This window comes from Aminiphilus sp. (assembly GCF_029975095.1).
Taxonomy (GTDB): domain Bacteria; phylum Synergistota; class Synergistia; order Synergistales; family Aminiphilaceae; genus Aminiphilus.
In genome coordinates this window covers 1-26545 of the sequence record NZ_JARKPW010000173.1, presented here as the reverse complement: position 1 = coordinate 26545, position 26545 = coordinate 1, and the positions used below count along the sequence as shown (strand labels likewise).

Here is a 26545-nt window from a genome sequence, read left to right as displayed (position 1 = left end):
GCCCGGCTTCACGGATTGGGTAGCGTGGCGGTGCGGGAATTCATGACCGAGGGAATTGTCACGGTGTCTCCCGAGGCCTCCGTGGAGGAAGCGCACCGAAAGATGGTGCTCCACAATATCGGCAGATTGCCCGTCGTCCGGAAGGGCGAGCTCGTGGGCATCGTGACGAGGACGGACATGTTGCGGGCCCTCTATCCCGTGTCGCTCGGAGGACGGGAACATGCGGGAGAGGAAGAGCGTCCCTGGCAGGAGGACGTTTCGGATCTTTTGGAGCGCCGCTTGCCCGGATGGGTGGTCCCCATCCTCAGAAGGCTCGGGAGTCGGGCGGGAAAGATGGGCATGAGAGCGTACGTGGCGGGAGGTTTCGTGAGAGACCTTCTGCTGCACCGCCGGACTCTGGACATCGATGTCGTGGTGGAAGGAGATGCGGTGCCCTTCCTCCAGAGCTGGCGGAACGACGGATGTCGTGTGGCCGTGCACGCCCGTTTTCGCACGGGTACCATCGTGTTTCCGGAGAACAGACGTGTCGATGTCGCCACGGCGAGGAGGGAGTTCTATGAATATCCCGTGGCGCAGCCCAGGGTATCGAGCGACTCCCTGAAACACGATCTCTACCGCAGAGATTACGCCGTGAACGCCATGGCGGTCTCCATCAACGAGGACGACTGGGGTACGCTTCTGGACTATTTCGGAGGTCGAAGGGATCTGCAGCGCAAGGTCCTGCGGGTATTGCACAATCTGAGTTTCGTGGAGGATCCCACGAGGGTGTTTCGTGGGATCCGTCTTGAGCAGCGTCTCCGGTTTCGCCTGGAGGAAAACAGCCTGAGGCTTCTCCAGAACTGTGTCAAGGGCGGTCTGATCACCCTGCTCTCCGGGGTTCGCCTTCGCACGGAACTTGAGGAGATCTTCAGAGAGGAATATCCTTATCCGACGGCTCGCCGTCTCGGTGAACTGGGGGTCTGGGAGATGCTTTTCCCCGGTCTTCTCTTCGGGACGGGAGCTGCCCGTTGTCTCCGTCGGATCGGGGCACTCTTCCACCGTATCCGTCGGGATCTTCCTGATTTTGGCGACGACTTGTGGCTTGCCTCTCTTGCGGGGCTTCTTGAGGACTCGCCGGAAAAAGTCCGAAGGACAGTGCCGGACAGGCTGCATCTTGCCCCCAGAGAACGGATGATCGTGGAACGGGCGCTTTTTGAGCGTGGCGCGGCGGAACACGAGCTTGGAGGACGGGCAGAGAAGTCCCCCTCGGAGATCGTCGCGTTTCTCCGGGATGTTCCGAACGCCACGGCGCTCTCTTGGGCCGTCGCCACGGAGCGGTGGCGTGTCCGGAGGCGAATCCTTCTGTATCTCACGCGGCTTTGCCGCGTGCGTCCGATGCTCACAGGAAGGGATCTTCTGGATCTCGGGCACCGGAGCGGTCCTCATATCGGAGACATTCTCGAAGGACTTCTTCGTGCGCGTCTTGAGGGAGACGTCGAGACGCGGGAGGAGGAGATTCGCTGGGTGCTCACGCAGCATCCCCTCGGGAAAGTGGAGCGTGTTTCGAGGTAAGAGATTTCTCGACATTGAAATGAGAGAGACGCTGTTCGGGATCGGATAGCAGAAGAGGAAAAGAGAAAGGACGGACGATACATGTTTTCCCTGCCCAATCTGAGTGATTTGTTGTTGAGCGTTCCCGCCGTGCTCTGGGCCATCACGTTTCACGAATTCTGCCACGGCTACGCGGCGTATTCCTTCGGCGATCCCACTGCGGCGCGCATGGGAAGGCTCACGCTCAACCCCCTGGCACATCTCGACCCCATCGGCGCGCTCATGTTGCTGCTCTTTCGATTCGGGTGGGCGAAGCCGGTTCCCGTGGATCCCCGTTATTTCCGAAACCCCGCCCGGGACATGGTCTTCGTTTCCCTTGCAGGCCCCGCAGGGAACATTCTCTCCGCCGCGGTGGTGGGGCTTCTGCTGCATCTCTTTCCTCGCCTTTTCGCTGCAAACGTGCCGCTTTTCACGTTTATGCTCCTCATGGTGTACATCAACCTGGGGCTCGCGGTATTCAATCTCATTCCCATACCGCCTCTCGACGGATCGAAAATCCTGTACGTGCTCCTTCCGCCGCGTTTTCTCCGGGGCTTTTTCTGGCTCGAACGGTATGGGATGTTCGTGCTCATGGCCTTGGTGCTGCTGAACGTCATTCCTCTGATCATGAGGCCCTTCGTGCGCCTCCTCGCGAGAATGGTGCTGCCCTCGTGGCTTCCTTTCTGAGGAGCGGTGGACCATGAAAATTCTTCTGACCAACGACGACGGTGTTTTTGCTCCGGGGATCGCCGCCATGGCGAAAGGCATTGCCCATGCAGGGCACGACCTTCTCGTGGTCGCACCGGACCGGGAGCGGAGCAGCGTGGGACATTCCATCACGCTCACCCGCCCGCTCCGCCTCTGGAGGATCGCCTCGGGGCCCTACGAAGCGGGGCAGGATGTGTATGCCTGCGACGGGACGCCGTCGGACTGCGTCGTCCTCGCCCTCGAAGAGGTGGCTCCGGAGACGGATCTCGTTCTTTCGGGGATCAATCGCGGACCGAATCTCGGAGACGACCTCACCTACTCCGGAACGGTCTCGGCCGCTATGGAAGGCGTCGTCCTCGGCCGTCCTTCCCTGGCGGTCTCTCTCGCCATCGCGCCGGACGACGCGGAACAGCATTACGAGACGGCGGCGGAGGTGGTGTTACGCCTTTTGGATCGTTTTCCCGGAACGTCGCTTCCGAAGGGTGTTCTTCTGAACGTGAACGTTCCGAACATCCCTCTTGAGGAGATCCGGGGGATTCTTCCCACGAGGAAAGGTGTTCGGATTTATGTGGACAAGGTGAATAGGCTTCGGGATCCACGGGGGCTCACGTATTTCTGGATTGCAGGAAGGCCCGAGGACGAGCTTGTCGAAGGAACGGACGTCTGGGCGGTGGCACACGGCGCCGTCTCGGTCACGCCGGTTCACATGGACATGACGCACTTTCCGACCCTGGAACATCTCAGGGATACCTTTACCTCCGTCACGCTCTGAAAGGGGACATGTGATCGTCATGTGGAAAGGTCGTTTCACCGAGGAAACACATGAAGCAGTTCGCCGCTTCACCCAATCTCTCGATGTGGACTGGCGGCTCGCTGCCGCGGACATTCGGGGGAGCGTCGCCCACGTCCGGATGCTTGCCCATATCGGACTCCTCACGTCGGAGGAAGCGCGAACGTTGGAGGAACACCTCTTCGCCATCGGAAGAGACATCGACGCGGGCATTCTCGTTCCGAAGGAGAGCCTCGAAGATGTGCACATGAACATCGAGGCCGCTCTCATCGAGCGGTGCGGTTCCCTCGGTGCGAAACTTCACGCGGGGCGAAGCAGAAACGACCAGGTGGCGACCACGATGCGTCTTTTTCTCCGGGAGGCCCTGCTCGATGCGTGGGGGCACCTTGAAATCCTTCTCGAAACGCTCCAGCAAAAAGCCGGGGAACACTGTGACGTGGTGGTTCCCGGCTATACCCACCTGCAGCAGGCGCAACCGATCTCCATGGGACAGTACTGGATGGCGTATTTCTGGGCTTTTCTGCGGGATGCGGAGCGGCTTCTCGCGGCCTATCACTCCTGTGACGTCTGTCCTCTGGGGGCCGGTGCGCTCGCGGGTTCCACGCTTCCCCTGGACAGGGAGTTCACGGCGAGGGACCTGGGCTTTTCCAGAATCACGGAAAACAGTATGGATTCCGTGGCACAGAGAGATTACCTTCTGGATGTGCACTATTTCTTCGTCTCCTTCGGGCTGCATGCGAGCCGGCTTGCAGAGGACCTCATCATCTACAGCAGTACCGAATTCGGATGGATCGAACTTCCCGATGCCTTCTGTACGGGATCCAGCATCATGCCCCAGAAAAAAAACCCCGACGTGCTGGAACTCCTTCGGGGAAGGGCGGGACAGTTTGTGGGACACATGACCGATTTGATGGTGAGCGTGAAGGGACTTCCCCTGACGTACAACCGGGATCTCCAGGAGGACAAGCGGGGGCTTTGGGCTTCCTTCGAGGCGTATTTCCAGATTCTCTCGGTACTTCCGAATCTGCTCGCCCGGGTGGGGGTCTCTGCCGAAAAGGCCCGGCGGGGTTTTTCCGACGGTTTCATCTTCGCGACGGACGTGGCGGAGTATCTGGTGGGCAGGGGAATTCCCTTTCGGGAGGCCCACGAGAAGGTAGGACGGCTCGTACGATGGTGTGTTGAGGAGAAACGTGCGCTCACCGGGCTCTCCCCCGACGAGTGGCGTCGTCTGCTCCCCGAGGCGGAGGCGGATCTTCCGGGGTTGCTTGTCCCGGAGACATCGGTGAAGCGAAGAAAAACCCTCGGTGGAACGTCGCCGGAGCAGGTGCGGTGGCAGCAGGAGCAGGGAATGAATGCTTTGAACGGATTGCGAGAAACGTTTCGAGGGAAAAAGGAGATCCTTTCCGGAAAATAGGGAAGAAGGAAACGTGTAGAGAATGTTCCCCCGTTCCTGGAAAAGAGACTGGGGAAGCGTGTCGTGTTACAATCTATCGTCAGTGTCGCATGACAGCAGTGTTTCGTTCTTGACGCCGAGGAAAAGGAGTGGTGATCTTGGGCACGACGTCCTCGAAGAGGTCCAAAAAGGACAAGATCCAGGAAAAACTCGCAGCGGAAGACCGGAACAATGGAGCGCCCGACATGGTTCTCCGTGTTCTTCGGGACGAGAAGGCGGCTGCATTGCCCCTTCCGACGTATGCGACGCCTTTTTCCTCGGGAATGGACCTCCGTGCCGCCGAGGAGGCCCTTTTGTTGCCGGGAGAGTGGGCGTCGGTCGGAACGGGCCTTTCCGTGGAAATTCCCGAGGGCTTCGAGGGACAGGTGCGTCCGAGAAGCGGTCTGGCGCTCAAACATGGCGTGACCGTGCTCAATGCACCGGGAACCATCGATGCGGATTATCGCGGAGAGGTTCGTGTGCTTCTCGTGAATCACTCCAGGGACCCCTTTACGGTGGAGAAGGGGGATCGCATCGCCCAACTGGTGATCACCCCCGTCGTCCGGATTGTCTGGGAGGAAACGGACGTATTGGAGAGCAGCGCGCGCGGTAGCGGCGGATTCGGCAGTACGGGGCGCTGACGGAAGTCGGGACGGGAGGAGATGGGGCAAATGGAGATCACACGAGCTGCGGCAGTCATCGACACGCACACCGGGGGCGAGCCCACCCGGCTCATCATAGGAGGGGCTCCTCTGCTACGGGGTAAGACCATGGGAGAGAAATGGATCGACTTTGTCACACATCACGATGACTTCCGTGTCATGGTCATGTGCGAGCCACGCGGGCACGGGGACATGTTCGGCGCTCTCCTGGTTCCCCCCTGCTCGGAGGCCGCTCACTACGGCGTGATCTTCATGGATTCGAGCGGCAGCATCAGCATGTGTGGCCACGGCTCCATCGGCCTCGGAAGGACTCTTGTCGATCTGGGAATGATCCCCAAGCAGGAACCCTTCACGGAGGTCGTCCTGGATACGCCTGCGGGTCTCGTGGCATTGCGCGTGGCTGTCACGGACGGCGTGGTAGGGGACGTGACGCTGAAAAACGTTCCGGCTTTCGTCTTCGCAAGGGACGTGGAAGTGACGGTTCCCTCCTGGCCCAAACCCATTCACCTCGATATTTCCTTCGGGGGGAACTTTTTTGCCATCGTTCCCGCCGACCAGTTCGATTTCGAGATCGTTCCCGGGGAGGTGCCGAAGATGATTCCCCTTGGGCTCGAGATCCGGGATGCGGTGAACCGGAAGATGGAGGTGCGACATCCCGTGGAGACGCACATCCACAAGGTGGAACTCACGGAATTCAGCCTCGAAAGAAGCGGCGAAATGACCCGGAACTGCGTGGTCTTCGCCTCCGGCTCGGTGGACCGCTCTCCCTGCGGTACGGGAACCTGTGCGAAAATGGCGCTTCTTGCGGCGAAGGGGAAGCTCCGTCCCGGCGAGGAATTTCTCCACAAGAGCGTCACGGGGAGCGTTTTTCTGGGGTCCTGTGAATCCGGTCCCGATGTGGCCGGTTTTTCCTCGGTGGTGCCCACCCTACGCGGGCGCTCCTTCGTGACGGGGATGAATTTCCTCCTCCGCCAGAAAGAGGACGAAGTGGGCAACGGCTTCCTGCTCCCCAAATAGGGTTCGGTTTTCCGAGGGGGCTCGTGCACACAAAAGGCGAGGCGGGGGTTCCGGTCGGAACCCCCGCCTCGCCTTTTTGGTGTGCCTTGGTGCCGGGCTGTTACATGTGGCCGTTGTAACGCGTCGGAACCAGTGCGGAATGCACATGGCGGATCATGGTGATGAAATCGAAGACGGGCAGTCCCGTGGCGTCATGAACCGCTGCAGCGTAGGGGGGAAGATCGCTGCATTCCAGGAGGATCGCCCCGACCCTGGGACATTCCCGTACCATCCGTTCCGCGACACTCACGACCTCCTTCTCCACCAGTGCCGAATCGAGCGTTCCCTTTTCCTCCAGCACGGAGGTCCGGAATTCATCCTGCTCCTCCATGCCGTAGACGACTTTGGAGATCTCCGGAGAAATGCCCACGTTCGTGAAATGTTCTTCCGTGAGGCATGCCGCGTTGGCGGTGATGATGCCCACCTGCCGGTCCGGCCGCAATGTTCTCGCGATGAACGGGACCTGAAGCATGCTGGAGAGGAAGACCGGCACATTCACCGCCGCCGCCACCTGTGGTTGGAAGAGTGCCATGAAACCGCAGGCACCTGTGATGGCCCGTACGCCTTCCGCCTCCAATTCCTTCGCTCCGTCGATGAAGGGGGCGAGGAGCGCGGGGTCTCGCTCGTTCAGAAGGCGCGTGATGGAGGCGCCACGCACTTCCTTGTAGCGCACGGGAAAGGGAAAGGTCGTCGCGTTTCCCACGTTTCCCGGAACGCAGGGATAGGCTGCGTCGAGGATGAGAATGCCGATGGGTTCTCCGTCCCAGGATCTGCTTTTGCTCTTGATCCGGTACACCGTCATGGTTCTGTTCTCCCTTCAGAAATTTGCTGTCTCCGGCACGCTCGGTCACGCCGTCGTTGTGTCTGAAGAAAAAAAACCGGAAAAGCCGCTGCGGCGCCCCGGAACCGGCGGCGCCGCAGCGATAGAAGAATAAAATCTCAGATTCGATCCGGAGCGACTAGGATTTCCGCCGCAGGGCCGCCTTGCGTTCCTCGGCTTTCATCGCAATGCTTATGCAGAGGGCGAAGGCTCCGAAGCTTATTGCCAGCGCAAGAAACATGTTGAAGACCCACATGTCGTCGCCTCCTTTACACCTTGGGCTCGAACTTGTGCTTCATGTTGTCGGCCAGCCAGTTGTTCAGGGCGAAGCCCAGACCGATGAGAATGGCCCACTGGAGGAACATGGGTGCCGGCGCGTAGTTGTACTTGGCGATGGGGAAGATCTTCCACCACTCGCCGGGATACCAGGAGAGGGACTGCTGCACCCACCAGCCGAAGATGAGAACGAACCACAAAGGGAAGAGGCGGATGAGGGACCACATCCACTTGGCCTGGATGTCCGAGACGGGGGAGATGTACTCGTCCCAGATCTTGTCCACGCCGACGATCATGGCAGCAAGGGATGCGAGCAGTCCGGAGAGGAGCAGGCCCACGCCCCAGGTCCAGTCCATGTTTTCGAAGACGACGTTGTCCCGGGCGGCGAAGGTTCCGATCGCCAGCACGACGAAGGTAACGATGAACAGGGCGGATTTGCGGGATTTGCCCATGTCCTGGAGCATACGGACCCCCAACTCGATCATGGCGATTTCCGAGGACAGCGCTGCCAGGATGAGGGCGCCGAAGAAGGCGACGGCCATGATCGTTCCTCCCGGCAGGTTGGCGAAAAGGCGGGTGAGGTTGATGAAGGCCAGGCCGTTGTTGCCGCTTGCCAAAGCTGCGCTGGGATCCGGCGCGAGGGCGAAGACGGTGGGAATGACCGCCATGCCCGCCAGAAGCGCCGCGGAGGTGTCGGCGAAGCAGGTCGTGCAGGCGTTGAGGAGAATGTCTTCGTCCTTCTTCGTGTACACGAAGTAGGTGAGGAAGAGTCCCCATCCTGCACCGGTGGACCAGGCCGCCTGGGTGAAGGCCTCGAGCCATACCTTGGGCTTCAGTAGATCCGCGGTGTTGATGTGGAAGAGGAACTTCAGTCCTTCTGTGGCGCCGGGGAGCATGGCTGCTCGGATGGCGAGAAAGGCGAGGAGGACAAAGATACCGGGGATGAAGATTTTGTTTCCTTTTTCGATGCCGTTCTGGACGCCCAGCCCTACCACGAAGGCGCACATGGCGATGGCTGCCCAGTAGAAGTACATCCCCTGATCCGCGTTACCGAGAAAGTTTGTCCAGAGTGCTTCCGTGTCCACTCCGGCAACGAGGACACCTTGGAAGGCGAAGAGTAAGTAGCGGATACACCAACCGAGGACGACGCCGTAGTAACAGGTGATGAGAAAACAGCAGAGACCGAAGAACCAGCCCATCCAAGTGTACTTGCGCCCCACCAGTTCCTTGAAAGCACCGATGCAGCCCATACGGCTGGTCTTACCGAGAACGCCTTCCATGCAGATCAGAGGAATTGCCCAGAGGAACAATGCGAAGAAAAGAACGAGGATGAATGCGCCACCGCCGTTGGCGGCGACGACCCGGGGGAAACGCCAGATGTTTCCCGTGCCGATGGCCATACCCATTGCTGCAAACAGGAAACCCCATTTCGAAAACTGTCCAGTGCCTTTCAACTCCGTGTTCTCCGCCATGAACAGGTCTCCCTCCTTAATTTCGATTTCTCTTCTTAAGGGTTTCGGGATGAGTGGTGCCATTTCGACAAGCAAGCCGATGTTCAGGAACGGTACGACCTATGGAGTTTTTCCGGTGAGCGGGGTCGAATGGTCTTTTGCGATGAGCATCCCTCCTTTTTCGCCCGGGACCGAACTGTACGAAAATGCCTGTACGCAGCCCACAGGGTACAGAAGTTGCACGAATGGGCCTATCTTAGGGGATGCTTCGACGCTTGTCTAGTATTCTTTTCTGAAGAATGTGTTGGCGCGAGAGCTTCGGATGGTTTTTGAAAAGTCTAAAAATAAGGACTAGTCCGAAATGCATCCGAGCCCGAGGTTTCCTCGTGTTGTTTTTATGAAAAATTCAGAAGAAAAAGAGAGCACATTTTGGTTTTTTATCTTTTTCTGTACAAAGAAAGGCTGATTTTCTGCAAAAGAATAATTTGTCATCACCGCTTCCTCGTAAAATCTTCAAGAAGGAGTGAAGAAAAAGAACCGCGCCACACACGCTTCCGTTTCCTGCCGAGAAAGGGCGTGTCGTGCGTGGTGGTCTGTTACGGGGTATAATGAACCGGTGTCGGACGTGACGGGCCTTTGGCAGGGTTTCCCCAGCGGGCGGGCGCTCATTGCCGAAGCGATTTCTGAGAACCGGCGATGAGCGATGAGGATATGTCACGACGGAGCATGAATTCTTCGTGCGACAGGCGTCTTCGAAAAGCCGGAATCTCGTGCGGACGAGGAAAAGTGAGGAAGGCGGAGACGTATGCGGGGCAGATCACTCACGTTGTTGTTGTTTTTAGTGACCGCCGTGGCTTACCTGACTCTCCTTGCCCTGCCCGTTTCCTGGTGGCAGGAGCGGTTGAAAATCGGGCATGGGCCTTCGGTTTTCGTCATGGTCGAACCGGGCATGAACGCCCGGGATGCTGCGCGGCATTTTGTTCGGGAGGGAATTACGAGCGAGGCGCAGGCCCTGTCTCGGTGGTTGACGACCTTCGGTATCGATCGTTCTTTGAAGCCCGGGGTGTATTTCCTGCGTCCGGGAAGCCCCTGGGAGGTGGCGAAACAGCTTGTGAACGTGGAACCCCGTGTCTTCAGCGTCGTTCTTGTTCCGGGAAGCGACGTGGACGCCTTTGCGCACTCTCTCGGTGCTGCCGTCGCCTCCTTCTGGGAGGATGTCTCTTCTTCCGATCTCTCGGAAAGACATTTTTCCACGAGCCGGGATACCCACGTCGGAGAGTCCGGTGAGATGTACACGGTGCCGGTGACGGACTCCCGTTCTCCGGGGTTCATCGTTACCTCGGCGGATCTTCTGGTCGCGCTCGCAGATGAAACGCATTTCCCCGAACCGCTGCGGAAGATGTTGCCGGAAAACCCCTCGGAGCGGTTCGCCTTTCTTCTGCCCGAAACCTTTGTGCTTCCTCCGTCGCCTTCGCTGACCGCTTCTCTGGTGCGCCAGGCCTCTTCTCTGTGGTGGCGGGCTTTTGCTTCTGACGTGGCGGAAAAGAGCGCGGCCGAAATGCGTTCTCTGGCAACCCTCGCCTCCATCATCGAGAAGGAGATCCGCAAAGAGGAGGAACGCCCCATCGCGGCAGGAGTGTTTCGGAATCGACTGGAGCGGAAAATGCCCCTTCAGTCCTGCGCGACGGTCGTCTACGCATGGAAACTCAAAGGGCGTATCCTTCGGACGCTGACCTACGAGGATCTCAAAGTCGAATCGCCTTTCAACACCTATCTCCATCCTGGTCTTCCGCCCGGACCGATTTGTGTTCCCTCCCAAAATTCCTGGTCTGCCGCATTGCACCCCGAGGAGCACGATCTGCTCTACTTCGTGGCGGACAACAAGGGAGGGCATGTCTTTTCCCGGAGCTACAAAGAACACCTGGATGCCCAGAGGAAAATCCGCAATGAAAACCGCTGATGTGGACCGTCCGGCGTTTTCCGAGTTTCCGGACATGGTCCGCATCAGCATCCGCCTTCCCCGGGAATGGATATTTTCCCTGAGCTGGACCGTGGATGCCTACGAAGGGATTGGCTTTGTCCGTACCGATGATGCTCTCCAGGGGACTGTCTCCCTTTTTTGTCCCATCGAGCAGGAGGGGGAAGTTCTCGCTCTTCTGGAAGCTCTCCGGAAGGAGGGGATTCCTCTCGAAGTGACGGAACGTCGCGGGGCCTCTTCTTCACGAGGAACGCGGCGGTACTTCCTCGGAGAACGAGAAAAGGAAGAGGATTCGGAGTTTTTCTGAAGAATGCGACGACGCAGGAGGAATGGTGGAATGGCGGATTGGAGCGAGAAACACTCGAACCTGGAGGGCAAACGCTGCCCCGGATGTGGCGTTCCCTTTCAGAGCGAGAAGGAGGACCAACCCGGCTATGTTCCCCCGGCAGTGGAGGAAGGCGAAAAGGTGGTATGTCGGCGTTGTTTCGGGCTGATTCACTACGGAATTCTCAGCAAGGCTCCCTTGGGAGACGAGTCGCTGTTCCGTGCCCTGAAGAGCGCTTCGGCCAGGGTGGACGGCTTTCTCATCGTCTGTGACGTTTCCGATCCGGAAACGTTGCCGAGGGTTCTTGACGTGGCGGGAAACGAAAAACCCGTCCTGACCGTGCTCAACAAAGCGGATCTCCTTCTCCGTTGGATGACCCCCGCGCAGATCGAAGCTCATTTTGTCCGACGGTTCGGCCTGCATCCGGGATTGACCATCGCGCTCTCCGCGAGGGATGGACATTGCGCCAAGCCTTTACGGGAGTTACTTCAGAGAACGTTTCCCGGTGAAAAGGCCGTTCTGGCTCTGGGGGCGACCAACGCGGGCAAGAGCACGCTCCTGTCGATTCTTTCGGAGGACCGAAGGCTTTCGGTTTCCCGTCTCCCCGGGACGACGCTCGGAGAGGTCACGCTTCGCACTCCCTGGGGGCTCACGCTGCTCGACTATCCCGGATTCAAGCTGTCCAATCCCTTTTTGGCGCAGCTCTGTCCCCAATGCCTCGTCGCGGCGGTTCCACGGAAGAGGCTTTTCGCCAAGGGTTTCGAACTGCACCCGGGAATGAGCTACATGTTCGGCGGCTTGGGATGGATTCGCGTTCTCGATTGCGGGAGTCGTGGATGGGTGAAGATGAACGCCTTTGTCCCCGAGGATATTCCTCTACACAGGACGAAAGCGGGAAAGGAACGGGAGCTTCTCGACAGGCACAGTGGCGATCTTTTCCGTTTTCCCTGTCGTGCCTGTTGGGATGCTCTGAAGGCGGACATGAAGGAGCCGGGGTTTTCTATCCGTGTCGCCGAGGGAGAGGATTTGGTTTTCCCCGCGCTCGGGTGGGTGTCGGTGCAGACCGGAGAGGCGGAACTCGAAGTTGTGGCTCCGGAGGGCTGCGCGCCCCTGGTTCGCTCCTGGCTTGTGGATCTTCGAAAGGCAGGGCACCGTTTCCCGCGGAAGCGGCGCTGAACAGGGGACCCGAAGAGTGTGTGAACAAGCAAAATATGGACAGAGAAAAGTGAAATGATGAAGAAGCGCGGTTCGCTCGTGCCGATGAAGAAAGCCGCCTCGTTGCGGAAAGGAGTACGCCATAGATGAGAGACCGATTGAGAGAAGAGCTCGTCGCTTTGGGACGTCGCGGGGATGTGTACGTCGACCTCTATGTTCAGTCGGGAGCCGGACACGGCATGAGTTACGACGACGGGAAGATCGAACAGACGTCGTCCTTCGTCTCCCAGGGAACAAGCGTGCGCTCCCTCCAGGGGAGTCATTCCATCATCTCCCACGCACCGGGCATCGGGGCGAACGTCGCTTGGGGGTGTTACGCGGACATCGCGGCAGCCCATGGCGTTTCCGTCCGTCGGGAACCCTCCGCCGCGTTTTTGATGGAACCCGTCGAACCCTTCGATCCCCCCTCGTGGGAGTTTGTCCATCAGGTGGATCGGGAGATCCGGTCCATGTCGTCGGCGATCTCTCAGGTGGCATTCCGTTTCCGTACCACCCGGCAGCGCATCTTTCTCGCGAACGGCCTGGGTAATGTCGCCGAGGACTCTCGACAGTACTGTACTTTCTCCGCGCAGGTCGTCGCCTCGAAAGGGAATGTCCTTCAGACCGGATACGAGGTGCGGGCGGAGCAGCTTTCCCTGGAGGAGTTCCTCAGAACTTTCGACCCTCTTTCCGTTGCGAGGACAGCGGCGCTTCGGGCGCTTCTCATGCTCGATGCCATGCCGTGTCCCGCCGGTCCCATGCCGGTGGTGCTCTCCGGAGAAGCGGGGGGAACCATGGTGCACGAAGCGGTGGGGCACGGTCTGGAGGCGGACATCGTCCAGAAGGATTATTCCGTCTACCGGGGGCGGATCGGGGAAAGCGTGGCCTCCTGCGGTGTGACCCTCGTGGACGACGCCACTCTGGGGGGCGGGGCCTACGGGAGTTTCTCCGTGGACGACGAAGGCACTCCTGCGGCGCGGACAGTCCTCATCGAAGAAGGTGTGCTCAAAGGATATCTCACGGATGTCGAATCGGCCCTTGCCGGGGACCTGCCCCTTTCCGGAAACGGAAGGAGGGAATCCTATCGGCATCTGCCGCAGCCGCGTATGAGCAACACCTACATTCTTCCGGGAAAGAGTTCCCCCGAGGATATCGTTGCTCAGGCGGAACGGGGCCTCTTTGTGAAGAAACTCGGAGGAGGCGAAGTGAACCCTACCTCTGGAGACTTTGTCTTTCACGTGACGGAGGGATATCTCATCGAAAAAGGGCGCGTGGGCAAGCCTGTCCGTGGGGCCGTCCTCACGGGAAACGGTCCTCAGGTGCTGCAGGATATTCTCGCGGTAGGGAATGACCTTTTCTTTCTTCCGGGAACCTGTGGAAAGGGTGGACAGGGTGTTCCCGTGACGGACGGACAGCCCACGCTTCTTCTCAGGGAAATCACGGTGGGAGGCAGCGACGTCGATCATGGCGCGGACTAAGAACGGGAAAGCGAATGGAGAAGAACCGGCACTGTCGCCTCTCGCTCCCGAGGGCGGCGGAGGCGGCGTGGTCCGCAAAAGGAGCGCGAAGCGTTCCGGGGATATCCTTCCGCCCTTTCTCGGAATGACCTTTTCCCTTCTTGCGCTTCTGTCGTTTCTCTATCTTCTCGCGACGATCCTCACGCCGTGGACGGGAGTGTGGGGGCGGAACTGCGCGGCGTTCCTTCTCTCCAGCCTCGGCGGAGGCAGCGTCTTCCTCCTTTTTTTCGGGATCTACCTAGCTGGAGCATCGCTCGTGGAGCGCCCCGTGCCGAAACCCTTCCGCCAGTTCGGGGGGACGGCGGTACTTTACGCTGCTGTCGCCATGTTGCTGGGCTTGCAGCGTCTGCTTGGTTTTCGGATCTCCCTGCGCCAGTTCGCGCCAGGAATCGTCGGCGAGACCCTTGCGGAATTTCTCGTGACCAACCTCGGTCCCGCCGGAACGGTGCTCGTCGGACTGGGACTTTTGCTTTCCTCGCTCATCCTGTACGGCTGTTTCGACCCGGAAAAGCTCGGGGGGATCCTGCTCCGCCTCAAGGCCGTTTTTTCTCTGGTCACTCTTCGGAAAAAGAGTGAGCTTCCCGTTCCCGAAGTTGCTCTCCCATCCCCTGAAGAGTTCTCTCTTTCGCCGGACGGGGACAAGGTCCCGGAACAGGGTGTTTCCGCCCTGTCCGAAGAGGCCGGGACGTCTTCGCCGGCGTTCCTGTCCCGTGAAAACGGCTCCGGTGGGGAGGCGCCTTGTCTTGTCCTCTCTGGAGGATTCGCCGCTGACGATTCCGAAGAGCCCGCCGGGGAAGAGAATGGATCGGTGCTTCGAAGGCCTTGTAACGCGGCCCGAACGGTATCGGCGCCTCTGCAACGGGTCGAGGAGGAACGGAACGATTCCGGCTTCGAGGTGGAAGGGGCCGAACGGCATCGGCCGCCGACAGCGGAGGAAAGCAAACCCTGCGAAACGGGACGTCACGAATTTGTTTCTGAGGAAACGCCGCTCGCCACCGATCCTCTCGAACAGCTTCTGGCGATTGAGGAAGAACACTCCTGCACTGACGGGGAGGACGATTTCGTCCTCCCCGGAGAGAAGGACGGAAGAACGTTTCCGGCTCCCCTGGAGGTGCTGGGTCCCCGGGAGGAACCTCTCCGGGAGATCACGGAGGAGCAGATTGCCTCTCAGGGAGAGCGTATCATCCGCACTCTCGGAGAGTTCGGAGTCGAGGCGGCACTGGCGGAGACCGTGGTGGGGCCTACGGTGATCCAGTTTCGCCTTCAGCTCGCTCCGGGCATCAAGGTAAGCCGAGTGGCGGGGCTCGCGAACGACCTCGCTGTCGGGCTCGCCGTACCGAGTCTCCGCGTGGAGGCTCCCATTCCGGGAAAACCTTACGTCGGGGTGGAAATTCCCAATCCGGAACGAGTCACGGTTCTGCTTCGTTCGCTGCTGGAGGAAGAGCTTTTCCGAAACACCAGGGCGGATCTTCCACTCCCCGTGGGTGTGAGTGTCGATGGCCGCCCCATGGTGATGTCCCTTGAGGACATGCCCCACCTTCTCGTGGCGGGAACCACCGGTTCCGGAAAGAGCGTTTTCATCTCGAGCTGTCTCATCGGACTCACCTTTCTCCGACGCCCGGAGGAGCTGCGCCTCATTCTCGTCGACCCGAAACGGGTGGAGATGACGTTGTACGAGAGGATTCCCCATATCCTCACGCCTCCCGTCGTGGACTCCAAAAAGGCAGTGCATGCCCTTGCCTGGGCGATCCGGGAGATGGAGCGCCGGTACGAAGTGTTTGCCCGGGCCAGGGTGCGGCATCTCAAGGCGTACAATGCCAAGACCCTTCCCAAGGACCGGCTTCCGCATGTGGTCATCGTGGTAGATGAGCTGGCGGATCTCATGATGACCGCACCGAAGGATGTGGAGGATTACATCTGCCGCCTGGCGCAGAAGGCGAGGGCCACGGGAATTCACCTCATTCTGGCCACGCAGCGTCCGTCGGTGAACGTCATCACGGGACTCATCAAGGCGAACATTCCTGCTCGAGTGGCCTTCACACTGCCGACCCAAGCGGATTCGAGGACGATTCTCGACGTGAGTGGCGCGGAGCGGCTTCTCGGAAAGGGAGACATGCTGCTGCTCACCTCCCGTTTTCCCAAACCCCTGCGCTGTCAGGCCACGTGGATCGAGGAGAAATATATCGCCCAGTACGTGGAATATCTAGTCGCGCTTTTCGGAGAACCCGCCTACGTGGACATTACTGCTCAGGAAGACTCCGGCTTCGGAGAGGGGACACTCTCCGCGGACGATCCCCTGCTGGAGGAATCGGTCCGTATTGTTCTGGAAACAGGCATCGCCTCGGCGAGTCGCCTGCAGCGCCAGCTCCGGGTCGGGTTCACGCGCGCTTCCCGGTTGGTGGACACGATGGAGCAGATGGGTATCGTGGGCCCTCCGGACGGAGCGAGACCCCGGGAGATTCTTGTGGACGAGGACCGGGCGGAGGAGATTCTCGCCTCTCTCTCTTCGAAGGGGGAGCGGAACGGAGCGCTTTACGGGGAAGGAATCTAGGTGCCCATGGAGAGCGCATTGCACTTTCCCCAGATGTCCGTGGACTACAAGGGACAAAGGGACACGGTGTCGAAAGAGACGCTCCTCCTCGTTGCGGGAGGGCGCTTCCCCGAACCGGACTGGTTGTACCGTCTTGCCGGAGCATGTCGTGTGTGGAGCGTCGATCGCGGTGCCATGGCCTGCTTCGAGGCGGGTGTCGTGCCGGAAAGATATGTGGGAGATGCGGACAGTTGCAGCGAGGCGGTGCTGGAGGAATTACGAAAACGCGACGTTCCTCTGTGCATGCATCCTTCGGAGAAAGAGTGGACGGATCTCCAGCTCGCCTTTCTCGAAGCGCGACATCGTTTTGGCGGTGACGTTCGTGTTCTTGTGACGGGGATTTGGGGAGGCCGGTTCGATCATGCCTGGAGTGCCTGGTTTTCCGTTCTGTGGGCCGAACGGCAGCACGTAGATGTCGCGGCCTTTGCGGACGAGCGGGAGATCTGCGTGTTTTTGAAGGCACCCGCTGAAGCGGACCTGCGCTTCCGCGTTCCTCCCGGGGCGGTGTCCCTTCTTCCTTTGACTCCGGAGTGCTCGGAGGTGAGCATTTCCCGCGTTCGCTGGCCTTTGGCGAATGTCCGTCTCAAGAGCGCCGTTCCCTATGCGATCAGCAACCGCGCTCTGGACGGAGAAACCTGTGAAATCCGGGTCGGACGAGGGACGCTGGGTGTTCACGTTTCCTGGTTCGCCACCGACCCGGAAAAGGAGATGAAGAAAGAGAAAAGCGGGCCGTGCTAAACGGCCCGCTTCACTCTACCGGAACGGAGACATTTGGTGCAGATACGCAACTTCTGCGATTCGCCGAATCCCACGTCAACCTTCACGCTCTGGAGATTGACGAGCCAACGCCGTCTCGTATGGCGATTCGAGTGACTGACGTTGTTGCCCGTGGTCGGTCCTCGCCCGCAACACTGACATACCTTCGCCATGACAACCCCTCCTTGATCCTTGCACCGAACAAACAGAGGGATTCTAGCACAGGAAGGCCTTCCGTGCAATGAGATCTTGAACGCCGAGCAAAATCTTGTTGTCGAGTCGCACCGGGTCGGTGATAATGGAGCTTTGAAAGGAGGGACGAACGATGTCCTTTACCGAAGATATGGAGCGGTTGCAGGACGTGACGGTTCGGCTTGAGAAGGAGCAGTTGCCTCTGGAGGAGGCGCTTGCGCTGTTCGAAGAGGGCGTGGCCGTTGTCCGTCGCTGCGAGCGTTTTCTCGGCGAAGCTCGTCAGAAAGTGACCCTTCTCGCTTCCGAAGATGAACGAGAAGGAGAGGATCTGGGTGTCCCCTGGGATCCACTTGAGGAGGAAGAAGACGCATGACATCCTTCGACACGGTGAGAAGTTTTCTTTCTGAAACAAGGGAATACGTGGATTCTGCGTTGGAGGAGCTTTGTTCCACCCCTCCGGAGGACGTGCCCGAACGCCTTTGGGAGGCCATGCGCTATTCTCTTCTGGCGGGAGGAAAACGGTTGCGTCCAGCTCTTTGTCTTGCCGCGGGAGAGCTCTTCGGGGAGGCGAGGGAACGTCTTCTCCCCATGGCGCTGGCGTTCGAGATGGTGCACACCGCGTCACTCATCCACGACGACCTTCCCTGCATGGATGATGATACCCTTCGCCGCGGAAGGCCGACAAACCACGTCGTTTTCGGCGAAGGGCTCGCCCTTCTGGCGGGCGACGCACTTCTCGCGTGGGCTTTCGCCTATCCTGCTGAACATCTGCCCCTTTGCGGTGTGCCTGCTCCGCGCATTGTTCGCGCTCTCGGTGTCTTCGCGGACGCTGTCGGTCCCAGGGGAATCTGCGGAGGGCAGGTTCTCGATTCCGATCCCGCGAGCAGAAAAGATACTGCCGGATTCGTCAGGGAGATTGCGGAGCAGAAAACGGCAACGCTCATTCGGGCTTCTTTGCTTACCGGGGCGCTCCTCGCCGGTGCGGAGGAGACGACATTGCAGCGGCTCTCCGACTATGGGGCGAATTTGGGACTGGCCTTCCAGATTGTGGATGACATTCTGGACGCCACGGCTCCCGTGGAGGAGCTGGGAAAGACCCCGGGCAAGGATGCGGCGCAGGGTAAGACGACCTTCGTGAGTACCTTCGGGTTGGACGGTGCGAAAAAATGTGCTCTCGATGCGACCCGGGAAGCGCAGGCAGCCATCGAAGCCGTCGCGGGAGCGACATTGCTTCGGGATCTTGCAGCCTACCTTGAACACCGGTCCAGGTGATATGGAGACGACGATGTCCATTCTGGAGAGTATTTCCGGCCCGGCGGACGTGCGGAGACTCCGTTCGTCCGCTCTTCCGGATCTGTGCGAGGAGATCCGCGCTCTCATCACCGAGACGGTTCTTCGCAACGGAGGACATTTGGCCTCGTCGCTCGGGGCGGTGGAACTTGTCGTGGCGCTTTTACGGGCGTTCGATTTTTCGAAGGACAAGCTGCTCTTCGATGTGGGGCACCAGGCCTATGCATACAAGATTCTCACCTGTCGCAGGGAGCGTTTTTCCACCCTCCGGACCTGGGATGGCGTTTCGGGGTATCCTAAACGCTCCGAAAGTGTGTTCGATCATTTCGATGTCGGACACAGCAGTACATCCCTTTCCGCGGCGCTGGGGTACGCAAAGGCGAGAGACCTGTTGGGGCAGGACCATTATGTCGTCGCGGTGATCGGCGACGGCTCGCTTCTGAACGGTATGGCCATGGAGGCGCTCAACTGCGCCCGCGAGGCCGACACGAGGGTGCTCTTCATCCTCAACGACAACGAGATGTCCATCAATCGGCGCGTGGGCGGACTCGCGGAGCATCTGGCACGTCTCTCCGTCCATCCCGCCTATCTGAAACTGAAGGAAATGGTGAAGGAGCAGTGCCGTATGCTCCCGAAGGGAGAGAGCCTCGAAAGTGTGCTCGGCAGAGTCAAATCCCAGGTGAAGACCATTCTTCAGCCCTCGAATTTCTTCGAGGATCTGGGGCTCTCTTATTGGGGCCCCTTTGACGGACATGATCCGGAGGAGCTTGAAGACATTCTCCGCCTCGCGAAACTTTATGAAAAACCACTCCTGCTCCATGTGATCACGAAGAAGGGAAAGGGATATCCTGCGGCGGAAAAGGACCCGGCCCGATTTCATGGGATTTCCCCCTCCGCTGCGGGAGGAAGCAGGGGAGAGACGAGCTGGAGCGCCGCCGCCGCGGAGGTGGCGGAGGCGATGGCCGAATCGGATCCGGGCGTGGTCTGCCTCACCGCCGCCATGATGGAAGGGACGAAACTGGCTTCTTTCGCCAAGCGATTTCCCGAGCGCTTCTTCGATGTCGGAATTGCGGAGGAGCACATGGTGACCTTCGCTGCGGGAATGGCTGCGGGAGGTCTGCGCCCCCTGGTCTTCATCTATTCGACCTTTCTCCAGCGCGCCATGGACCAGTTGGTGCACGATACGGCCATGCAGGGATATTCCGTACTCTTTGCCCTGGATAGGGCGGGCCTGGTCGGAGAGGACGGCGAAACGCATCACGGTGTACTTGATGTCGCCTGGTGCAGGGCCGTTCCCGGGCTGACTCTCGCGGCGCCGCGGGACCGCAGGGATTTGGAGTTTCTGTTCTCTTGGGCGCACCGGAACAAAGGGCCTCTTGTCGTGCGCTATCCCCGGGGGTGTGCGCCCGCCGAGATCTGTCGGACTCCCGCGAGTTCCGCCTGTGCCCCCTGGGGGCACGCGGAGATTCTCTTCGAGGGAACCGAGTGGGCCTGTCTCGGGTTCGGGAGCACCATTCCGCTTCTCCTTGAGGCCCGCGCTCTTGCGGAAGAACGGAACATTCCGATGCCCACCGTGGTGGATCTGCGCTTTCTCAAACCTCTGGACGAAGCCCTGCTTCAGGACGTGCTTGCGCGGCACCGTCTGGCCGTGGTGGCGGAAGAAGGATCTCTGGCGGGAGGCATCGGCGAGGCCGTGGCGGAGCTGGCTGGAAGGCTCGAAAACGGGGCGAAGGTGCGACGTCTCGGCGTTCCCGATGCGTACATTCCTCAGGGGACACCGAAGGAGCAGCGACAGTACTGCGGTCTCACGGCGGAGAACGTGCTGGGGCTCTTTTATGGCTGATCGGGACGAGGGGGAAGATCTCACGTTTTCGCAAGTGCGGCATCTTGCTGCACCGTCCAGGATGCGCCTCGATCTCGTTCTCGTGAAGAACGGTGTGGTCGCCACGCGGAGCCTGGCCCAGAGTCTCATCGATGAAGGAAGAATTTTCGTGGATGGGCTGGTCGCCACCAAGGCGGCGACGCTCGTGGATCCGGGAAGAAAGATAGAGCTTCGCTGCGAGGAACGCCGATGGGCCAGTCGGGGAGCCTATAAATTGCTCAGAGGACTGGATACCTTCGGTGTTTCTCCGGAGAAGAAGGTTTGCATGGATGTGGGCGCCTCCACGGGAGGATTTTCGGACGTACTCCTGGAACGAGGGGCGGAGAAAATCTATGCGGTGGATGTGGGGTACGGGCAGCTCGCCTGGCGCCTCCGCAACGATCCCCGTGTGGTCGTCATGGAGAGGACCAACGCACGCCATCTTTTGCCGGAACAGTTTTCCGAGACCATGGATCTCATCGTTTCCGACGCGTCCTTCATTTCGCTGCGTCTGTTGCTGCCGCCTCTCGAGAACCTGCTCTCTCCCTCGGGCGAGATGGTTGTTCTCGTGAAGCCTCAGTTCGAAGCAGGAAGAGAGCGCATCGGGAAAAAGGGTGTCGTACGGGATCCTCGTGTTCACGAGGCGGTTCTCCTGGAGTTTCGGGACTTTGTTCATACATCGCTGCGGCTTTTTCTGCACGGGGTGGATTTTTCACCCCTGCGGGGGCCCCAGGGCAACATCGAATTTCTCGCACATCTCTCCTTCTCCGAACCAGCCCGTCCGCCGGACGACGCGGATCTTGCCCGGGTTGTCCGAGAAGGGCATGCCCGTACGGAAGATTCTTCCGAAACGCAGTGTGGAAGGGCAAAGGGTTCGACGACTCCTCCAGGATGATCCGAAAGGTGGAAACGGTGACATGAACAGACGTGTGGGGCTCATGGTGAACACCCAGAAGAAAACGGCACTCGTTATTGCACAGCGGTTGATTCTCTGGGGGCAGCGTGAGGAAGTCAACTTTCTCGCGCCTCCTTACGAGGCCTCGCTTCTCGGTATTCCCGGCGTCTCCGATCAGGAATGGCGGGACAGCGTCGATTTCGCCGTCGTGATCGGCGGAGACGGTACGTTTTTGAGAGCCGTTCGCTACGTGTTGGGCTGCGACATTCCCCTTTTCGGCATCAATGCGGGAAAACTCGGGTTTCTTGCGATTGGGAATCCGGAGACTGCCGAGGCGGATGTGTCCGCGATTCTCCGGGGAGAACACGAGGTGCAACATCGCCGTCTCATTGAAGGAAAGGTGTGGCGCGGAAGTGGTGGAGATGCCTCACGGGGCGCTCCCGTCCATGTTCTTTATGCGCTGAACGATCTGGTCATCACCAAGGGTGCGTTCGCAAGGCTCATCTATCTGCAGATTTTCGTGGGAGGGCGACACCTCAACACCTTCCCCTCGGACGGAATGATCATCTCTACTCCGACGGGGTCCACGGCCTATGCGCTTTCCGCGGGAGGCCCCATCGTTCCTCCCCACGTGCCGTGCATGCTCCTTGTCCCCATCTGCGCGCATACGCTGTACGCGCGCCCTCTTGTGCTGGGCGAGCACGACACGGCTTCCTTCGTGGCCCTGGGCGAACACCGGGAACTCATGCTCACTCAGGACGGACAGCTCGGATACGAGATCCTTCCCGGAGACAGAGTCGACGTCTCGCTCTCGAAAGACAAGACGATTTCCACCATTTCCCTTCCTCACAGAGATTATTACGCCCTCCTCCAGGAGAAGTTCCAATGGGGGAGAAGCGCCATGGATGGTCCTTCGGGGACGGAGGGATTCTGAATCATGCTGGAGGAGCTCCACGTGCGCCATGTGGGTGGAATCGCCTCGGCGGTGCTGCGGTTCCGATCCGGATTCATCGCCATCACCGGCGAGAGCGGTGCGGGGAAGAGCAGTCTCGTACGGGCGCTGGAATTCGTCTCGGGGAAGAGAGCCCAGACCTCCATCATTCGGGTGGGCAAGGAGGAAGCGGAGGTACAGGCTCTTCTCGCCATGGACCGGATCGAGGGATTGCCCGAGGAATGTCGTCCCCAGGAAGGAACACTCGTGGTCCGTCGCGTACTCTCCCGTAGCGGGCGGGGAAAGAGCTACATCCAGGGGAACCCGGTACCGCTGCATCTTCTCGCCCGATCCCTCGAAGGCACCGTCGAAATTCAAAGCCAGTTCGCCCACCTGAATCTTCTCGATTCGGGACAACAGATGGAAATGCTGGATGTCTTCGGCGGGCAGGAAATTCTGGAGATTCGCCGAGCACTGGGGCGAACCATCGCGGAGGCGCTGGACGGGGAACGGGAAATTGCGCTCATCCGACAGCGCAGAGCCGAACTGGAGGAGCGATACGAAAATCTTGAGGAACTGACCCGCCAGGTAGGGCGCCTCGGAATCGTGCCGGATGCAGAAGAGCAGTGGAACGGGGAACTGATATCTCTCGGAGAAAAACTCAAGAGAGCGGTGCGACTTCAGACGGCAGTGGAGGTGCTCTGGGGGAACGCTTCCGACGCGGGAATTCTGGCAAAGCTGGAAGATCTCTTTCGGGAACTTCCGGAATTGACCGAAGAGCGGGAGGACCTTTCTGTCCTGGCCTCGGGCAATGAAGCACTGGAGCGCCTGCAGTCTCTCGGTGCGGCGCTTCGGAACGCCCTTGGGGAGCGTACTCCGGAGGAATTGGAGCACGAGGCGGATGTTCTGGAGAGTCGGATCGGAGCGCTCCGGAAACTCAAGCGCCAGTTCCGGGTCGCTACCGCAGAGGAGTTGCTGGATCGTTGTGCCGCGGCAAAGGGCGATCTGGCCTGGCTCGAATCCAGCCGGGAAGAGCTTGAACAGCTTCGTAAAAAACAGGAGCAGCTTCGCCGTGATGCGGGACGCCTTGCAATGCAATTACGCCGCCTTCGTAGTGCGGCCGCGTCTGACCTGGAAAAACGGATCAACGCGGTTCTCGATGAACTTGCCATGGAGGGAACGACCTTTTCCGTTCGGCTTCATTTTCTGGATAAGGTGCGCTCCAGTGGCGCGGAAGAAGTCGCCTTCGCCCTGGCGGTGGGAGGTGCCGAGGCGGGACCGGTGAACAAGGTCGCCTCCGGCGGCGAGTTGAGCCGCCTCTTGCTGGCCCTTCAGCTTTCCCTTCCCCAGGAGCGCCTTCCCTCTGCGCTTGTCTTCGACGAGGTGGAAGCGGGCCTCGGCGGAAGGGCGGCGCTGCTTGCCGGATACAAGCTCAAGGACCTCTCCGAAAAATGCCAGGTCCTTCTGATCACCCATGAGGCGACGATCGCCGCCCTGGCCACCCAACACTTCGTGGTCACCCGGGAGGGAGATCAGACGTTTGTGAACGAAGTGGAGGGTGAGATCCGGGTGCGTGAGATCGCCCGAATGCTCTCGGGAGACGCCGATTCCCCCGAGGCATGCGCCCATGCGCGGCGACTTCTCGAGGGAAACGGCACTACGAATGGAGCGGAAACGGCAGCGTTTCGTCCCAGTGCTCAATAAACGGGGATGCCTCACCCTTCAGGATAGCCGTAAAGGCCGCCAATGCTTTTCGGGCATCCCCCAGTGGATAGGGGAAGGCGTTCCAGTGTTCACTGTCCTCTCCGTCGTGGTTCGGGATGACGTTGCCGAAACGCGGGGCGAGACAGATCTCTTTCAGCGCGCTTCCTGCTCGGCGCTCCACCTCTTCAAGGTCGGGAAGAGAGAGAATTCCCTTCTGCCGTTGCATGCGCCGGAGAAGTTTCCTTCTCATGACGTCCGTGACGAATTTCTGCAGGTTCACGCCGCTCTCCGGGCTGCCCAGGAAACGAATCTCCTCAAGGCAAAAGGGTGACAGAAAGGCACACGTCACGGAAATCCCCTCTTCCGTGGCCAGACTGAGGAGCTGCTCGCCAACGAAAGGGTTGCCCTCGAAGAGAAGGCGTTTTGTTCGGAGTGTCGCCTTGAGTTCCGCCGCGTCGAGGCCCTGGAGATCCCCTCGAACCTCGAAGACGTGGAAGCCCTGTCTTTCGCCCATGTGCTCAATCGTTTCCCGTGAGCGGAAATGATAATCTACGCCGTTGCGTTCACCCGGACGGGGTGAACGGCTGTTGTAGAGGACAAGGGGTTCCAGTTCCGCCGCAAGACGCGGATGGAACGTTTTGAACGCCGTAATCAGCGGGCCCTTCCCTACACAGGAGGGACCCGCGAGAATCACCAGACCCTGCATGTCTACCACCTCCTCGGAAAAGACCATACTCCCCGCACCGTGGTACGGTCAACAGGTGTGATCCGGCATTTCCGGATCACTGGGGATGATTCCCTCCTCTTTCGGAGAGACGACAAAAATTTGACGAATATTGACGAAGCATGTCCGTGCGAGATATACTTGCCCAAAGGGGAGAAAACGATGGAATACACCGTGGTCGCACAGAACCGGAAGGCTAGGTTCGATTTTCACATTCTCGAAACGTTCGAAGCAGGGATCGTTCTCACAGGAACGGAGATAAAATCCGTGCGGGCCGGCAAGGCGAACCTGAGGGAAGGGTATGTCCGTATAGACGGGGGGGAGCTTTGGCTTGTGAACGTGCACATTTCTCCCTACGAACAGGGGACGCACTACAACCACGAACCTCTTCGGCGGAGAAAACTGCTCATGACACGCCAGGAGATCCGACGTCTCGCGAGCAAGGTACAGGAAAAGGGATTGACTCTTATCCCCCTGCGCATGTATATTAAAGAGTCCCGATGGGCCAAGATCGAAATCGCCCTCGCGAAGGGAAAACAAGCGCACGACAAGCGTGATGCCGTCGCCGAGCGGGATGCGAATCGGGATATGGCCAGGGCTGTTCGCCGGAATCGGGAAGAGTGAGAAAGGGGGCGTACGGTTTCGACGGCAGGTTGGAGGGTCTGGAGGAGCAGGCCGAGGTGCCGTGACCTCGCTAAACTGCGGCAAAAACAATAATTGCCAACGATAACTTCGCACTGGCTGCTTAAGGTGTAGCCACGTTTCCTTCTTTCGCACCGCTGGGAGGAAGAGGAACGTCACAAACAGCGGTTGCTCCGGGAAGCCCGTTTCCGTCTTTCCGGCTAAGATCAGGAGACTTGGAGTCGGCTATCCCGCCTTCGGGAGAGACGGCTCGACATTAAAACGAAGGATAAGCCTGTAGCCGCCACCATGGCTGGCCCCTGTCGGACCGGGGTTCGATTCCCCGCGCCTCCACCATTTAGAAAAGACAAACCCGTCTCTCTGGGGTCATTCTCCGGGGTGACGGGTTTTCGTGTTCCCCTTGTTTCTAAAGGGTTTGCGCCCGTTTCACATCTTTCCTAAGCACCTCTCCGCACCATCGATTCCCCCATCTCCCAGCTTTTTTCTCTGTTTGGTCCCTGATAGGGAATCTCTGAAAAACTCCGCGCCAATGGCCAGTGGTTACGCCCGTGAGCCGACTTTTGCGGTCTTATCCGGACGAAAGCGTTTGACAATCGGCCCGTGCCTAAATATATTAACATTAGAGGATATTTTAGGTTGGGGAAGCTGTGCCGTATCCTTTTTTCGCCTCTGGCGTGGCTATTAACCCAATCGCCCATGAGGAGCTAGAGAAATGGCTGAGCTTGAGGACTGCTGGTTACCAGTGGTCGAGATATGCAAATACGTCAGGGTCAGCAGTGATATCGTGTATCGCTGGATTGACAAGCATGCGATGCCCGCCCATCGCATGGGCCGTCTTTGGAAGTTCAAAAAAGAACAGGTCGATGCTTGGGTCGAGGCTGGCGGCGCGGCGGACAAGAGCAGACAGGATCAAGCTGAATGAGCAGGAAGAACGGAAATAATAATTCAGTCGATCTGGATATCGGGACCCTCTCCGGGCATCTCTGGGAGGCGGCCAATATCCTGCGTGGGCCTGTCGACGCGGCCGATTTCAAGACCTACCTCTTTCCGCTGCTGTTCTTCAAGCGGCTCTCCGACGTTTATGACGAGGAGTATGCCGTGGCACTGGAAGAGTCCGACGGCGACGTAGAATTTGCCCAGTTCCCCGAGAACCACCGGTTCCAGGTTCCGGAGGGCTGCCAC

The 26545-nt window shown here is 59.4% G+C and carries 25 protein-coding genes and 1 other RNA gene; 22 read left to right on the top strand and 4 right to left on the bottom strand.

Annotation, left to right across the window (positions count from 1 at the left end; translation table 11 throughout):
- From Q1K49_RS11020 to Q1K49_RS10995, 6 genes are all read left to right on the top strand, one after another.
- Positions 1-1551, top strand: a 1551-nt coding sequence (locus Q1K49_RS11020; RefSeq protein WP_300525977.1) for a CBS domain-containing protein, incomplete at its 5' end; no start/stop codon positions are given.
- A gap of 81 nt (positions 1552-1632) precedes the next feature.
- The gene (locus Q1K49_RS11015) at positions 1633-2256 is read left to right on the top strand and encodes a site-2 protease family protein (RefSeq protein WP_213692316.1); all 624 of its coding nucleotides are present in this window, start codon (positions 1633-1635) and stop codon (positions 2254-2256) included.
- A 13-nt stretch (positions 2257-2269) separates the two neighbouring features.
- Positions 2270-3049, top strand: coding sequence for a 5'/3'-nucleotidase SurE (gene surE / locus Q1K49_RS11010; RefSeq protein WP_300525974.1), 780 nt, complete (start codon positions 2270-2272; stop codon positions 3047-3049).
- Between the two features lie 19 nt (positions 3050-3068).
- Positions 3069-4481, top strand: a complete 1413-nt coding sequence (gene argH, locus Q1K49_RS11005; protein WP_300525972.1) for an argininosuccinate lyase — start codon at positions 3069-3071, stop codon at positions 4479-4481.
- Between the two features lie 224 nt (positions 4482-4705).
- Positions 4706-5140: a dUTP diphosphatase gene (gene dut / locus Q1K49_RS11000; RefSeq protein WP_300525980.1), complete on the top strand. Its 435-nt coding sequence runs from the start codon at positions 4706-4708 to the stop codon at positions 5138-5140.
- Between the two features lie 30 nt (positions 5141-5170).
- Positions 5171-6178 carry a proline racemase family protein gene (locus tag Q1K49_RS10995; protein ID WP_300525970.1) on the top strand — a complete coding sequence of 336 codons (1008 nt, stop codon included), beginning with the start codon at positions 5171-5173 and terminating at the stop codon, positions 6176-6178.
- 100 nt (positions 6179-6278) lie between these two features.
- Here Q1K49_RS10995 and Q1K49_RS10990 read toward each other — a convergent pair whose 3' ends face one another.
- Complete coding sequence (locus Q1K49_RS10990) at positions 6279-7019, bottom strand: aspartate/glutamate racemase family protein (RefSeq protein ID WP_300525969.1); 741 nt, start codon at positions 7017-7019, stop codon at positions 6279-6281.
- A 287-nt stretch (positions 7020-7306) separates the two neighbouring features.
- Positions 7307-8785 (bottom strand): sodium-dependent transporter, encoded by a 1479-nt coding sequence (locus tag Q1K49_RS10985; protein WP_300525967.1) that lies wholly within the window; start codon positions 8783-8785, stop codon positions 7307-7309.
- A 784-nt stretch (positions 8786-9569) separates the two neighbouring features.
- Between Q1K49_RS10985 and mltG the strand changes: the two genes are divergently transcribed.
- From mltG to Q1K49_RS10955, 6 genes are all read left to right on the top strand, one after another.
- Complete coding sequence (gene mltG / locus Q1K49_RS10980; protein ID WP_300525966.1) at positions 9570-10724, top strand: endolytic transglycosylase MltG; 1155 nt, start codon at positions 9570-9572, stop codon at positions 10722-10724.
- Complete coding sequence (locus Q1K49_RS10975) at positions 10711-11049, top strand: DUF4911 domain-containing protein (RefSeq protein ID WP_300525964.1); 339 nt, start codon at positions 10711-10713, stop codon at positions 11047-11049. The genes mltG and Q1K49_RS10975 overlap by 14 nt, the downstream gene beginning before the upstream one ends.
- A 30-nt stretch (positions 11050-11079) precedes the next feature.
- Positions 11080-12243, top strand: a complete 1164-nt coding sequence (locus Q1K49_RS10970; RefSeq protein WP_300525963.1) for a GTPase — start codon at positions 11080-11082, stop codon at positions 12241-12243.
- Between the two features lie 125 nt (positions 12244-12368).
- Positions 12369-13739 carry a TldD/PmbA family protein gene (locus tag Q1K49_RS10965; protein WP_300525961.1) on the top strand — a complete coding sequence of 457 codons (1371 nt, stop codon included), beginning with the start codon at positions 12369-12371 and terminating at the stop codon, positions 13737-13739.
- On the top strand, positions 13726-16329 hold the full coding sequence (locus Q1K49_RS10960) for a DNA translocase FtsK (protein WP_300525959.1): 2604 nt from the start codon (positions 13726-13728) through the stop codon (positions 16327-16329). Before Q1K49_RS10965 ends, Q1K49_RS10960 begins: the two co-directional genes overlap by 14 nt.
- Positions 16330-16335: 6 nt before the next feature.
- Complete coding sequence (locus Q1K49_RS10955) at positions 16336-17106, top strand: thiamine diphosphokinase (protein ID WP_300525978.1); 771 nt, start codon at positions 16336-16338, stop codon at positions 17104-17106.
- Here the strand turns inward: Q1K49_RS10955 and rpmB are convergent.
- Entirely contained in the window at positions 17103-17297 is a 195-nt protein-coding gene (gene rpmB / locus Q1K49_RS10950) for a 50S ribosomal protein L28 (RefSeq protein ID WP_213694097.1), read from the bottom strand. The two genes, Q1K49_RS10955 and rpmB, sit on opposite strands and share 4 nt — an antisense overlap.
- Positions 17298-17449: 152 nt before the next feature.
- Here rpmB and xseB point away from each other — a divergent pair, with 152 nt between their 5' ends.
- Genes xseB through Q1K49_RS10920 form a run of 6 tightly spaced genes read left to right on the top strand, consistent with a single transcriptional unit; the run spans position 17450 to position 23997 of the window.
- Positions 17450-17689 carry an exodeoxyribonuclease VII small subunit gene (gene xseB / locus Q1K49_RS10945; RefSeq protein ID WP_300525957.1) on the top strand — a complete coding sequence of 80 codons (240 nt, stop codon included), beginning with the start codon at positions 17450-17452 and terminating at the stop codon, positions 17687-17689.
- Positions 17686-18588 carry a polyprenyl synthetase family protein gene (locus tag Q1K49_RS10940; protein WP_300525955.1) on the top strand — a complete coding sequence of 301 codons (903 nt, stop codon included), beginning with the start codon at positions 17686-17688 and terminating at the stop codon, positions 18586-18588. Before xseB ends, Q1K49_RS10940 begins: the two co-directional genes overlap by 4 nt.
- Before the next feature lie 13 nt (positions 18589-18601).
- Positions 18602-20449, top strand: a complete 1848-nt coding sequence (gene dxs, locus Q1K49_RS10935) for a 1-deoxy-D-xylulose-5-phosphate synthase (RefSeq protein WP_300525954.1) — start codon at positions 18602-18604, stop codon at positions 20447-20449.
- On the top strand, positions 20442-21362 hold the full coding sequence (locus tag Q1K49_RS10930) for a TlyA family RNA methyltransferase (protein WP_300525952.1): 921 nt from the start codon (positions 20442-20444) through the stop codon (positions 21360-21362). Before dxs ends, Q1K49_RS10930 begins: the two co-directional genes overlap by 8 nt.
- A gap of 22 nt (positions 21363-21384) precedes the next feature.
- A complete protein-coding gene (locus tag Q1K49_RS10925; protein ID WP_300525950.1) occupies positions 21385-22296 on the top strand; it encodes an NAD(+)/NADH kinase in 912 nt (303 codons plus the stop codon).
- Positions 22297-22299: 3 nt separating this feature from the next.
- The gene (locus Q1K49_RS10920; RefSeq protein ID WP_300525948.1) at positions 22300-23997 is read left to right on the top strand and encodes a DNA recombination protein RecN; all 1698 of its coding nucleotides are present in this window, start codon (positions 22300-22302) and stop codon (positions 23995-23997) included.
- Here Q1K49_RS10920 and Q1K49_RS10915 read toward each other — a convergent pair.
- Complete coding sequence (locus tag Q1K49_RS10915; RefSeq protein WP_300525947.1) at positions 23951-24703, bottom strand: hypothetical protein; 753 nt, start codon at positions 24701-24703, stop codon at positions 23951-23953. The genes Q1K49_RS10920 and Q1K49_RS10915 overlap by 47 nt on opposite strands.
- A 180-nt stretch (positions 24704-24883) precedes the next feature.
- On the opposite strand from Q1K49_RS10915, the gene smpB reads away from it, so the two are divergent.
- From smpB to Q1K49_RS10895, 4 genes are all read left to right on the top strand, one after another.
- A complete protein-coding gene (gene smpB, locus Q1K49_RS10910) occupies positions 24884-25345 on the top strand; it encodes an SsrA-binding protein SmpB (RefSeq protein ID WP_300525945.1) in 462 nt (153 codons plus the stop codon).
- 4 nt (positions 25346-25349) lie between these two features.
- Positions 25350-25699: a transfer-messenger RNA gene (gene ssrA / locus Q1K49_RS10905) on the top strand.
- Between the two features lie 376 nt (positions 25700-26075).
- Positions 26076-26285, top strand: coding sequence for a helix-turn-helix domain-containing protein (locus tag Q1K49_RS10900; RefSeq protein WP_300525943.1), 210 nt, complete (start codon positions 26076-26078; stop codon positions 26283-26285).
- Positions 26282-26545 (top strand): type I restriction-modification system subunit M N-terminal domain-containing protein (locus Q1K49_RS10895; RefSeq protein WP_300525942.1); only part of this gene is annotated, 264 nt, incomplete at its 3' end. The genes Q1K49_RS10900 and Q1K49_RS10895, both read left to right, overlap by 4 nt.

Bases quoted from the DNA above. Each gene is read 5' to 3' on its own strand.
- Q1K49_RS11015 (WP_213692316.1), top strand. From the start codon at position 1,633: ATGTTTTCCCTGCCCAATCTGAGTGATTTGTTGTTGAGCGTTCCCGCC.
- surE (WP_300525974.1), top strand. From the start codon at position 2,270: ATGAAAATTCTTCTGACCAACGACGACGGTGTTTTTGCTCCGGGGATC.
- argH (WP_300525972.1), top strand. From the start codon at position 3,069: ATGTGGAAAGGTCGTTTCACCGAGGAAACACATGAAGCAGTTCGCCGC.
- dut (WP_300525980.1), top strand. From the start codon at position 4,706: ATGGTTCTCCGTGTTCTTCGGGACGAGAAGGCGGCTGCATTGCCCCTT.
- Q1K49_RS10995 (WP_300525970.1), top strand. From the start codon at position 5,171: ATGGAGATCACACGAGCTGCGGCAGTCATCGACACGCACACCGGGGGC.
- Q1K49_RS10990 (WP_300525969.1), bottom strand. From the start codon at position 7,019: ATGACGGTGTACCGGATCAAGAGCAAAAGCAGATCCTGGGACGGAGAA.
- Q1K49_RS10985 (WP_300525967.1), bottom strand. From the start codon at position 8,785: ATGGCGGAGAACACGGAGTTGAAAGGCACTGGACAGTTTTCGAAATGG.
- mltG (WP_300525966.1), top strand. From the start codon at position 9,570: ATGCGGGGCAGATCACTCACGTTGTTGTTGTTTTTAGTGACCGCCGTG.
- Q1K49_RS10975 (WP_300525964.1), top strand. From the start codon at position 10,711: ATGAAAACCGCTGATGTGGACCGTCCGGCGTTTTCCGAGTTTCCGGAC.
- Q1K49_RS10970 (WP_300525963.1), top strand. From the start codon at position 11,080: ATGGCGGATTGGAGCGAGAAACACTCGAACCTGGAGGGCAAACGCTGC.
- Q1K49_RS10965 (WP_300525961.1), top strand. From the start codon at position 12,369: ATGAGAGACCGATTGAGAGAAGAGCTCGTCGCTTTGGGACGTCGCGGG.
- Q1K49_RS10960 (WP_300525959.1), top strand. From the start codon at position 13,726: ATGGCGCGGACTAAGAACGGGAAAGCGAATGGAGAAGAACCGGCACTG.
- Q1K49_RS10955 (WP_300525978.1), top strand. From the start codon at position 16,336: ATGGAGAGCGCATTGCACTTTCCCCAGATGTCCGTGGACTACAAGGGA.
- rpmB (WP_213694097.1), bottom strand. From the start codon at position 17,297: ATGGCGAAGGTATGTCAGTGTTGCGGGCGAGGACCGACCACGGGCAAC.
- xseB (WP_300525957.1), top strand. From the start codon at position 17,450: ATGTCCTTTACCGAAGATATGGAGCGGTTGCAGGACGTGACGGTTCGG.
- Q1K49_RS10940 (WP_300525955.1), top strand. From the start codon at position 17,686: ATGACATCCTTCGACACGGTGAGAAGTTTTCTTTCTGAAACAAGGGAA.
- dxs (WP_300525954.1), top strand. From the start codon at position 18,602: ATGTCCATTCTGGAGAGTATTTCCGGCCCGGCGGACGTGCGGAGACTC.
- Q1K49_RS10930 (WP_300525952.1), top strand. From the start codon at position 20,442: ATGGCTGATCGGGACGAGGGGGAAGATCTCACGTTTTCGCAAGTGCGG.
- Q1K49_RS10925 (WP_300525950.1), top strand. From the start codon at position 21,385: ATGAACAGACGTGTGGGGCTCATGGTGAACACCCAGAAGAAAACGGCA.
- Q1K49_RS10920 (WP_300525948.1), top strand. From the start codon at position 22,300: ATGCTGGAGGAGCTCCACGTGCGCCATGTGGGTGGAATCGCCTCGGCG.
- Q1K49_RS10915 (WP_300525947.1), bottom strand. From the start codon at position 24,703: ATGCAGGGTCTGGTGATTCTCGCGGGTCCCTCCTGTGTAGGGAAGGGC.
- smpB (WP_300525945.1), top strand. From the start codon at position 24,884: ATGGAATACACCGTGGTCGCACAGAACCGGAAGGCTAGGTTCGATTTT.
- Q1K49_RS10900 (WP_300525943.1), top strand. From the start codon at position 26,076: ATGGCTGAGCTTGAGGACTGCTGGTTACCAGTGGTCGAGATATGCAAA.